The sequence below is a fragment of the Actinomadura sp. GC306 genome (genome assembly GCF_004348665.1).
Taxonomy (GTDB): Bacteria; Actinomycetota; Actinomycetes; order Streptosporangiales; family Streptosporangiaceae; genus Spirillospora.
On the sequence record NZ_SMKM01000245.1, the window covers coordinates 1 to 10,077 of the forward strand.

10 protein-coding genes and 1 tRNA gene are annotated in these 10,077 nt (G+C 71.4%); 2 read left to right on the plus strand and 9 right to left on the minus strand.

Going from position 1 to position 10,077, the window contains the following annotated elements; all coding sequences use genetic code 11:
* Nucleotides 1–551: 551 nt before the first annotated feature.
* Nucleotides 552–633, minus strand: a tRNA-Tyr gene (locus E1200_RS26340).
* A 128-nt stretch (nt 634–761) separates the two neighbouring features.
* On the opposite strand from E1200_RS26340, the gene E1200_RS26345 reads away from it, so the two are divergent.
* Nucleotides 762–1,250 carry a YajQ family cyclic di-GMP-binding protein gene (locus E1200_RS26345; protein WP_131954765.1) on the plus strand — a complete coding sequence of 163 codons (489 nt, stop codon included), beginning with the start codon at nt 762–764 and terminating at the stop codon, nt 1,248–1,250.
* Nucleotides 1,251–1,296: 46 nt separating this feature from the next.
* On the opposite strand, the gene E1200_RS26350 is transcribed toward E1200_RS26345, so the two are convergent.
* Nucleotides 1,297–1,572, minus strand: a complete 276-nt coding sequence (locus E1200_RS26350; protein WP_131954766.1) for a helix-turn-helix transcriptional regulator — start codon at nt 1,570–1,572, stop codon at nt 1,297–1,299.
* A 35-nt stretch (nt 1,573–1,607) separates the two neighbouring features.
* Here E1200_RS26350 and map point away from each other — a divergent pair, with 35 nt between their 5' ends.
* Nucleotides 1,608–2,375: a type I methionyl aminopeptidase gene (gene map / locus E1200_RS26355; protein WP_131954767.1), complete on the plus strand. Its 768-nt coding sequence runs from the start codon at nt 1,608–1,610 to the stop codon at nt 2,373–2,375.
* Here map and htpX read toward each other — a convergent pair.
* The 7 genes from htpX to E1200_RS26390 all read right to left on the minus strand — a co-directional run bounded on the left by htpX (nt 2,372) and on the right by E1200_RS26390 (nt 9,701).
* Nucleotides 2,372–3,226, minus strand: a complete 855-nt coding sequence (htpX, locus tag E1200_RS26360) for a zinc metalloprotease HtpX (RefSeq protein ID WP_207933554.1) — start codon at nt 3,224–3,226, stop codon at nt 2,372–2,374. The genes map and htpX overlap by 4 nt on opposite strands.
* A 66-nt stretch (nt 3,227–3,292) precedes the next feature.
* Nucleotides 3,293–4,783 (minus strand): NADH-quinone oxidoreductase subunit N, encoded by a 1,491-nt coding sequence (locus E1200_RS26365; RefSeq protein WP_131954769.1) that lies wholly within the window; start codon nt 4,781–4,783, stop codon nt 3,293–3,295.
* Nucleotides 4,783–6,291, minus strand: a complete 1,509-nt coding sequence (locus E1200_RS26370; protein ID WP_131954770.1) for an NADH-quinone oxidoreductase subunit M — start codon at nt 6,289–6,291, stop codon at nt 4,783–4,785. Before E1200_RS26370 ends, E1200_RS26365 begins: the two co-directional genes overlap by 1 nt.
* Nucleotides 6,288–8,255: an NADH-quinone oxidoreductase subunit L gene (locus E1200_RS26375; RefSeq protein ID WP_131954771.1), complete on the minus strand. Its 1,968-nt coding sequence runs from the start codon at nt 8,253–8,255 to the stop codon at nt 6,288–6,290. Before E1200_RS26375 ends, E1200_RS26370 begins: the two co-directional genes overlap by 4 nt.
* Nucleotides 8,252–8,644: an NADH-quinone oxidoreductase subunit NuoK gene (nuoK, locus tag E1200_RS26380; protein ID WP_131954772.1), complete on the minus strand. Its 393-nt coding sequence runs from the start codon at nt 8,642–8,644 to the stop codon at nt 8,252–8,254. Before nuoK ends, E1200_RS26375 begins: the two co-directional genes overlap by 4 nt.
* On the minus strand, nt 8,644–9,258 hold the full coding sequence (locus E1200_RS26385) for an NADH-quinone oxidoreductase subunit J (RefSeq protein WP_131954773.1): 615 nt from the start codon (nt 9,256–9,258) through the stop codon (nt 8,644–8,646). Before E1200_RS26385 ends, nuoK begins: the two co-directional genes overlap by 1 nt.
* Complete coding sequence (locus tag E1200_RS26390; RefSeq protein ID WP_243708841.1) at nt 9,255–9,701, minus strand: 4Fe-4S binding protein; 447 nt, start codon at nt 9,699–9,701, stop codon at nt 9,255–9,257. Before E1200_RS26390 ends, E1200_RS26385 begins: the two co-directional genes overlap by 4 nt.
* Between the last annotated feature and the right edge of the window lie 376 nt (nt 9,702–10,077).

The window sequence follows — 10,077 nt, forward strand, 5'->3', positions numbered from 1 at the left end:
CCCCTCGAAGGCGTCCTCCCCACCCGCGACTTCTAACAGCTCCAGACGCGACACCACGACCAGCAGCCTCCCTCACCCACGACAACGCACCCCACCACGTCGACCATCGGCTGCGGACGGCACCGGAAGCGCAGCGCACGCAGACGCGTCAGGCACTCTCGCCCCGACTGTCCAGGCTCAACAAGCCCCAGGCGGCCTGCAACAGCGCTGACCACGCCTTCGTGGGTGGCGGACGAACGCGCGGGAGACGTACTGACGATGGCAGCCGACGCCTTCCGGCCCGGGCTCATCGTCCTCGACGCGCACGGCACAGCGACCAAGCCGAGGAGAACACGCGGACCGCTGCTGAGGCAAAGTCAGCCAGGGCGGGCAACGGCCATGTCACTGTGGGGGCGGGTGTGGCCCCCTCCCGGCAGAATTAGGCGACGCTCGCATAGGAGCAATCCGTCTCGTGAACGCCCGGCAGCCGCTGGAACAACCGGGCCCCACCGGTACCGACGAGAACGGCCCCTGACCACAAAGGTGCTGGTCAGGGGCCGTTCTGTATGGTGTGGCGGGTGCAGGGTTCGAACCTGCGTAGGCTAAGCCGACGGATTTACAGTCCGCTCCCATTGGCCACTCGGGCAACCCGCCTGGCGTCGCTCGCGCGACGGCACTGGAAAGAATAGCGGACGGTGGGAGTGGGTGTGACATCGGGGCGCGGGCTTGATCGCTAAGCTCGGTGGACCGCGAAAGTTGCTGCTGAGGGGATGTGTGCACGGATGGCGGACAGCTCATTTGACGTCGTGTCGAAGCTCGACCGGCAGGAGGTCGACAACGCGCTGAACCAGGCCGCCAAGGAGGTGGCCAACCGGTTCGACTTCCGGAACGTGGACGCGGGGATCAAGTGGTCGGGTGAGTCGATCGAGATTCAGGCGAACACGGAGGAGCGGGCCAACGCCGTGCTCGACGTGCTGAAGGACAAGCTGGTGAAGCGGGGCATCTCGCTGAAGGCGATCGACCCCGGGGAGCCTAAGCCGTCCGGGAAGCTGTACAGGCTGGGCGTGGGGCTCAAGGAGGGCATCGCGCAGGAGGACGCGAAGAAGATCAGCAAGATCATCCGGGATGAGGGGCCGAAGGGGATCAAGGCCCAGATCCAGGGGGACGAGCTGCGGGTCAGCTCGAAGAAGAAGGACGACCTGCAGGACGTGATCTCGCTGCTCAAGGGCAAGGATCTTGACGTTGCCCTGCAGTTTGTGAACTACAGGTAGGTGGGGGGCGCCGGCCCCATCCCCCGCAGAAGGGGCCGGCGCTTTGTTATGACGCCGCCGCGTCCTCGGTGGTTCGGTCGAAGTCGTGGAGGGTTCGAGCGAGGGCCGTCAGGTCCAGGTCCAGGACGCGGGCCAGGGACGCGACGGTGAAGAACGCCGGGGCCGCGATGGCGCCGCGTTCGATCTTGCGGAGGGTGTCGAGGGAGATGCCGGCCTCCTGGGCGACGGCGGCGGCGCTGCGGGGGCCGCGGGCGGCGCGGAGGACCTGGCCGAGGGCCTTGCCCCGGTCGCGCTGCTCCTCGGTGAGTGGGGTACGGACCATGCGAGCATTGTAATACTGGTATTAAAATCTTCCGCATGGTGACGTATCGAGGCCCACGGGAGTGGGAGCGCATGCGGGAGGCGGGACGGGTCGTGGCCCGGATCCTGCGGGACGTGCGAGCGGCGGCCGAGCCCGGAGTGCCGCTGGCCGAGTTGGACGCGGTGGCCGCGCGGACACTCAAGGAGCATCGGGCGACGTCCCCGTTCCTGCACTACAAGCCGAGCTGGGCCCCGACGCCGTACCCGGCCAACATCTGCGTCTCGGTCAACGAGGTCGTCGTGCATGGGATACCGGCGGGCGGGGTGCTCCGGGATGGTGATCTCGTGACGGTCGACGCGGGCGCGAAGGTCGGGGGCTACTGCGGGGACGCGGCGGTGTCGTTCATGGTGGGGACGCCGGACGAGGGCGGCACCCGGCTGATCGAGACGACGCGGCTCGCGCTGGAGCGGGCGATCGCGGCGGCCGTGCCCGGGAATCGGATGGGGGACGTCGCGGCGACGATCGAGGGCACCGCTCGGGAGGCGGGGTACGGGATCGCGGACGGGTCCGGCGGGCACGGTATCGGGACGGAGATGCACGAGGATCCGCCCGTGCCGAACAAGGGGCGTCCGGGGCGCGGGCTGCTGATCAGGGAGGGGCTCACGATCGCGATCGAGCCGCTGGTGACCGAGAGCGGGCGGGACGCGACGGGGATCCTCGGTGACGGGTGGTCGGTCGTGACGGCCGATGGGAGCCGCGCGGCGCACTTCGAGCACTCGATCGCGGTCACCGCGGACGGGCCGGTCATCCTGACGGCCCTTTAGCGGCGGCCGGCCATGCGTTCCAGGCGGGCGATGCGGTCGGCCGTCGGGGGGTGCGTGGAGAAGAGGCGGCCGATTCCGGCGCCGGTGAACGGGTTGGCGATCATCAGGGAGCTGGTGGTGGCGAGTTCCGGGTCCTGCGGCAGCGGCATCGCCCGGGTGCCGGCGTCGATCTTGCGGAGGGCGGAGGCGAGGGCGAGGGGGTCGCCGGTGAGCAGGGCGCCGGCGGCGTCGGCGGCGTACTCGCGGGTGCGGCTGATCGCCATCTGGACGACGGCGGCGGCGACGGGGCCGAGGACGAGCATCAGCAGGGCGCCGAGCAGGCCGGGGCCGTCGTCGTCCTCGGCGCGCCCGAGCGGGATGAAGATCGCCAGGTGGGACAGGTAGGTGATCACGGTGGCGATCGCGGCGGCCACGGAGGAGAGCAGGATGTCGCGGTTGTAGACGTGCGACAGTTCGTGGCCGAGGACGGCGCGCAGTTCCCGTTCGTCCAGGATGTGCAGGATGCCGCGGGTGCAGCAGACGGCGGCGTTGCGCGGGTTGCGTCCGGTGGCGAACGCGTTGGGCTGGCGGGTCTCCGAGATGTACAGGCGCGGCATGGGCCGGTGCGCGGAGTTCGCGAGTTCGCGGACGAGCCGGTACAGCCGCGGCGCCTCGACCTCGCTGACCGGGTGGGCGCGCATGGAGCGCAGCGCGATCCGGTCGCTGAAGGTGTAGGCGAACCCGTTGGTGCCGAGCGCGATGACCAGCGCAATCGTCAGCCCGGTACCGCCGCCGATGGCCCAGCCGGCGGCGAGCATCAATGCCGACAGCGCGCCGATGAGCGCCGCGGTCTTGACACCGTTGAACTGCACTTCCGTTGCCTCCCCGTCGACTCCGGCCATGAACATCAACGGTTTGACCTGGGTGGACGTTCCCGGCTAGGTGGCGTGCGCGACCGTCTGCAGGACGATCTGGGGCGCGACCGACAGCACGATGGCGCCGGCGGCGGTGGCGGTGATGGCGGCGCGGACGGGCAGTCCCGGCGCGGGGTCGTAGGACGGCCCGGACGCGGGGGCGAAGAGCTTCGCGGCCCACACCAGGTAGTAGTACAGGCCGATCACCGTGTTGACCGCCATGACGGCGGCAAGCCAGGTGACGCCGCCCGCGACGGTGGCGCGGAACACGACGACCTTCGCGAACAGCCCCATGACGCCCGGCGGCAGGCCGGCGAGGCAGATGAGGAAGAAGGCGAGGGCGGCGGCGACGGCGGGGCTGCTGCGGGCGAGGCCGCGGAAGTCGTCGAGGGTGTCCCAGGACGGGGCGAGCCGCCCGGCGGTGCGGCGGCGGAAGCCGATCACGACGGCGAACGCGCCGAGGTTCATGACGGCGTAGAGGGCGACGTAGGCGGTGGTGGCGGCGACGGCCTCGGGGAGCCGGTTCGTCCCGACCGCGAGGGGCGCGAGCATGTAGCCGGACTGGGCGACCGACGACCAGGCCAGCAGCCGGATCGCGGTCCGCTGCCGCAGCGCGAGGAGGTTGCCGGCCGTCATCGTGACCGCCGCGAGGACGGCGATGACCGGCCCCCACACGTGCGCGTAGGCGGGGAGTCCGAGGGCGACGACGATGATGAGCCCGGCGAACCCGGCGGCCTTGGACACGACGGACAGGAACGCGGCGACGGGCAGCGGGGACCCCTGGTAGACGTCCGGCGCCCAGAAGTGGAACGGGACGGCGGCGACCTTGAACGCGAACCCGGCGAGGACGAGCACCGACCCGGCGACGGCGACCGGGTTCAGGTCAGCGGGCAGGTCCGCGAGGGCGGGGGCGAGGCGGTCGAGGTGCATGGCGCCGGTCGCGCCGTACAGGAGGCTGATCCCGAACAGCATGATCGCCGTGGAGACCACGGAGACGAGGAACAGCTTCAGCGCGGCCTCGGACGCCGTCCCGTCGTAGCGGCGCAGGGCGGTGAGCGCGAAGACCGGGAGGGAGAGGGTCTCCAACGCGACGAGGAGCAGGATGAGGTCGCGGGCGGCGACGAGGGTCAGCGCGCCGATCACGGCGGCTAGCAGCAGGAAGTGGTACTCGCCGACGGGCATCTGCGAGTCGGTGATCTCTTGGAGGGACAGCAGCACCACGACGAGCGCTGCGGCCAGGACGATCCCCTGGAAGAGGAGCGTGAAGTCGTCGGCGACGTAGGAGCAGGAGGCGGGGCCGTCGCCGCGCAGGCCGTCCGGGAGGCAGAACGTGGCGCGGCGGTCGCCGGACGCGAGCGCCGCGACGGCGACCAGCGCGAGGAGCAGGGCGCCGCCGCTGAGCAGGGACAGGACGCGGCGCGGCACCTCGAACGCGTCGGCGAGCAGCAGTCCGATCGCGGCGATGGCGAGGATCAGCGGCGGCGCGACGGCCGCGTAGTCGATGCTCTGGATCATCAGCCGCCTCCGAACAGCGCGCGGACGGGTCCGGTGGTGACGTCCAGCAGGGTCTTCGGCCAGAGGCCGACCAGCAGCGTGAGCGCGATCAGCGGCGTCCAGGCGGCGTACTCCTGCAGCGACACCCGCGCCGCGGGGACGCGGGGTTCGGCGGCGCCGTCCGCGGGTCCGTGGGTGATCTTGGCGAGCATGCGCAGGAAGTAGGCGGCGGTCAGCAGCGCGCCGAGCGCGGCGATCACCATGAACGTCACGAACGTTTCGCGCGGGAGGTCGGCGTGCGGGCGGTACGCGCCGAGCAGCGCCAGCATCTCGCCCCAGAACCCGGCGAGGCCCGGCAGCCCGAGCGAGGCGACGGACGCGAACGTGAGGATCGACGCGAGGCGCGGGGACGTCCCGAGCATGCCTCCGCCGAGGGCGTCCATGTCGGTGGTGCCCCAGCGGTCCTTGACCGACCCGGCGAGGAAGAACAGCAGGCCGGTGATGAGGCCGTGCGCGATGTTCCCGAACAGCGCGGCGTTGACGCCGACCGGGGTGAGGGTGGCTATGCCGAGCAGCACGAAGCCCATGTGCCCGACGGACGAGAACGCGATCATCCGTTTGAGGTCGCGCTGGGCGAGGCAGGCGAGCGCGCCGTAGACGATCCCGATGACGGCGAGGAGGCCGAGCCACGGCGCCCAGAATTGCGCCCCTTCGGGGGCGAGCGGCAGCGCGACTCGGACGAGCCCGTAGGTGCCCATCTTCAGCAGGACCCCGGCCAGCAGGACGGACCCTACGGTCGGCGCGGCGGTGTGCGCGTCGGGCAGCCAGGTGTGCAGCGGCCACATCGGCGCCTTGACCGCGAAGCCGATGCCCATCAGGGCGAACGCCGTGATCTGGATGCCGCGCGTCAGGCCGTCCCCGTGCCGGGCGGCCAGCTCGGTCATGTCGAGGGTGCCCGCGGTGGCGCCGACGAGCAGCATCCCGGCGAGCAGGAACCCGGAGCCGAGCAGCGTATAGAGAATGAACTTGTAGGCGGCTTCGCGGCGTCCCGTCCCGCCCCACAGCATGATCACCACGTACATGGGGATCAGCACGGTCTCGAAGAACACGAAGAACAGCACGAGGTCGAGCGCGACGAACGTGCCGAGCATCCCGACTTCGAGGACGAGCAGCATCGCGGTGAGCAGCCGGATCCGGCCGCCCTCCGGCGGGTGCCGCAGCGTGTAGAGGAAGCACAGGAAGGTCAGCAGCGCGGTCAGCACGACCAGCGGCAGCGAGATCCCGTCGACGCCGAGGTGGAACTTCAGCCCGATGGCGGACGCCCATTCCCGGTCGACTTCGAGCTGCATCCGGGACGTGGCGCCGAAGTCGAAGGCGCTGAGGGCGGAGATCGCGACGAGCAGCGTCGCCCCGGACACCGCCGTCCCGAAGGCGCGGACGGCGAAGTCCGTTCGCAGGAACCGGTTCGCGGGGACGAGTATCGCCAGCGCCCCGGCCAGCGGGATCGCCAGCATCAGCACGAAGATCACAGCAGGATCACCACCCCGGCCACGATGACGACGACCCCGGCGAGCAGGCCGGTGAGGTAGGACTGCGCGTTGCCGTTCTGCGGGACGCGGAGCAGCTCGCCGACGCGGAGGGCGCCGCGCCCGGTGCCGGTGACGGCGGCGTCCACGCGGCTGCGGTCGAAGGCGACGACGTACCGCGCCACCGCCTTCATGGGACGGACGATCACCGCGTCGTAGAACTCGTCCACGAAGAAGGCCCGCGCGAAGACGGGACGGGCCGAGCCAAGCGCGCGCGCAGGATCCAACGCGGGGTCACGGTTCCACAGGAGGAACGCGGCCCCGGCACCCACCGCGAGCAGCACGATGCTCAGTAGAGCCGGGCCGACATGCGGACGCAGTTCCTCCGCACCGAGCCCGAAGAAGCCGAGGATCGCGGCGGGGACGGCCAGGGCCGCGACCGTCCACGACATGATTTTCGACGGCTCGCGGATGTCGTACGAACCGCGCGGCTCACCGAAGAACGTCATGAGCCACGTGCGCGTCGCGTACGCCGCCGTCAGCGCAACGGTCAGCAGCAGCCCCAGGTACACCAGCCAGGCGACCCAGCCTGGCAGGGAGTACACGGCGGCCAGTTCCGGCATGGTGAAGCCGGGCGGGAGCCCGCCGTCATGCGTGGTGAGGACGAGCGCGTACCTGGGACGGCCGTCCGGCAGCGGCTCGCCGCCGTGGAGGGCGGCGTGCTGGGCGGCCTCGATGATGGAGTCCTTGCTGAACCAGCCGCTGAGCGGCGGGACGCCCGCGAGCGCGGCCAGGCCGACCGTCATCGACCAGAACGTGATCGGCATGCCGTGCCGGAGGCCGCCGTAGTGGGCGAGCATGTTCGACCCGGCGACGACGATGACGCATCCGGCGGCGAGGAACAGCAGCGCCTTGAACGCGCCGTGCGTGAGCAGGTGGAAGACCGCCGCGGACCGGCCGCCGACCGCGAGCCCGGCGGCCATCACCGCGAGCTGGCTGATCGTCGAGTACGCCAGGACGCGTTTCAGGTCGTCCTGCGCGAGGGCCGCGCACGCCGCGCCGACCATGGAGATCACCGCGACGATCCCGAGCACGGCGAGAGCGGCGGGGGCCGCCTCGAACACGGGGAACACGCGGGCGATCACGTAGATCCCGGCGGCGACCATCGTCGCGGCGTGGATGAGGGCGCTGATCGGCGTCGGGCCGGCCATCGCGTCCGGCAGCCAGGTGTGCAACGGGAACTGGGCGCTCTTGCCCGCGACCCCCGCGAGGAGCAGCAGCGCCGCCGCCGTCACCGTCGCGCCCGGGAGGTCCGAGGCGGTCCGCGCGATCTCGCGGATCTCGAACGTGTCCGCGCCGGCGCCGAGGACGATCACGCCGATCAGGAAGCCGACGTCGCCGAGCCGCGTGACGAGGAACGCCTTCACCGCGGCCCGGGAGTTCGCCCGGTCCTCCCAGTGGTGGCCGATGAGGAAGTACGAGCAGATCCCCATGACCTCCCACCCCGCGTACAGGACGAGGAGGTCACCGGAGTAGACGACCAGCAGCATCGCCGCCGTGAACAGCGAGACGAAGGCGGCGTAGGAGGAGTAGCGGCGGTCGCCCTTCAGGTAGGCGACCGAGTACACCTGGACGGCGAGCGCCACGCAGCACACCATGAGCGCGACGACGGCGGACAGCCCGTCCACCTGGAGCCCGACCCGGATCGGCACCGAACCCGTCTCGATCACGGTGAGCATGCCGGTCCGCTCGCCCGGCTCGCGCCACACGGTGTACGCGACGACCGCGGACAGGACGGCCGCCAAGGCGATCGGCGCGCACGCGATGAGCGCGGACCCGTTGCGTCCCGGCGGCACCGGGCCGTCGTCGCGGCCGCCGAGGAGGCGGGTCAGGGACGGGCCGAACAGCATCCCCGCGAACGCGGCGAGGAACGGCAGCAGTGCCACCAGCGCGGCGAGCACGATCACGGCGCGGCCTCCTCGACCGCGGCGGGCCGCTCTCCGGCTCCGGCCGGCTCGTCCTCCCGCTCATCCCGCTCATCCCGCTCATCCCGGTCGGCCAGCGCGCGGAGCCGGTCGACGTCGACGCTGCGCCGGTTGCGGAACACCAGCAGGACGATCGCCAGCCCCAGCCCGATCTCCGCCGCGGCGATCACGATCGTGAACAGGGTCAGAACCTGCCCGCCGTGCAGCGGGTCCTGCAGCCAGATGTCGAACGTGACGAGGTTGAGGTTCACCGCGTTCAGCATCAGCTCGACCGACATCAGGACGAGGATCGCGTTGCGGCGCGCCAGCACCCCGTACACGCCGACGGAGAACAGCAGCGCGGCGACGACCGTCGGGTAGGCGAGATGCATCAGACGCCGCCCTCCTCGCCCGCGCGGCCATCCTCGCCCGCGCCGCCCTCTTCGCTCGCGCCGCCGCGTTCCGGTTCCCGCTCGGCGGGCCGGGCGGGGGTCTCCGGCCGCGCGCGGATGTCGGTGCGGGACAGCACGATCGCGCCGACGAGCGCCGCCAGCAGCAGCACCGAGAGGATCTCAAACGGCAGCACCCACGTCCGGAACACGCTCGCGCCGAGCGCCTCGGCGGACCCGGCTCCGCCGTCCTCAAGGGCCATGCGCTCGTCCCCGAACCCCATGACCACGACCGTCACCAGGACGGCGGCGGTGGCGACGGCGACGGCCGCCGCGGCCCACCGGTTGCCGGAGTCCAGGTCGGCGGACTCCCCGATCGGCGCCCGCGTCAGCATGATTCCGAACAGCAGCAGCACGACGATCGCGCCGACGTAGATGAGCACCTGCACCCAGGCGACGAACTCCGCGGTCAGCACCAGGTAGCCGCCGGCCAGCGCGCCGAACGACACGACCAGCCACAGCGCCGCGTGTACGAGCCGCCGCGTCGTCACGACCAGGACCGCGGACCCGACGGCGACGATGCCGAGCAGCGCGAACACGACCTCCTGGCCGCTCACCGCCCGCCGCCCGGGGGCTTGCGGGCGGCCCGCGCCGCGGCCTTCTCCGCGGCGCCGACCTCCTTGGGCGGCTCGGCGGACGGGTCGTGCTCCTGCGGCGGCGGGACGGTCCACATCCACTCCCGCAGCCGCTCCTTCTCGTGCGTCAGCTCCGCGATGTCGTACTCGGCGTACTCGAACTCCGGCGACCAGAACAGCGCGTCGAACGGGCAGACCTCGACGCAGATGCCGCAGTACATGCACAGCGCGAAGTCGATGGCGAACCGGTCGAGGACGTTGCGGGCGCGGGCCCGTCCGCCGCCCTCGGCGGGGAGGGTCTCCTTGTGCGAGTCGATGTAGATGCACCAGTCGGGGCACTCGCGCGCGCACAGCATGCAGACGGTGCAGTTCTCCTCGAACAGCGCGATGACTCCGCGGCTGCGCGGCGGCAGATCCGGTTGCACTTCGGGGTATTGACGCGTTATGGAACGCCGCGTCATCGTCCGCAACGTGACCGCCAGCCCCTTGGCCAGCCCGCCTCCTGGTAGCCGTCCCACGCGCCCCATGATTGCGCACGATCGGCGCGGGGGGAACGCGGCGGGCGTCCCGTCCGTCCTACTTGGTGTGGACCCCATGGTCAACGGCGTGCGCACGGTCGGGGAGGGCTTGTGAATCATCACGCGGACCACCCTGACGAGCCGGTGCCACAGCACCCCGGTCCACAGGTTCCGCCGGACCCGCAGGCTCCGCCGGCCTCGAAGACTCCGCCCCACCAGGCTCCGCCGCGCCGGCACATGCCGCCCGCAGGCCACCGGCGAGGGCCGTTCCCGCACGGTGACC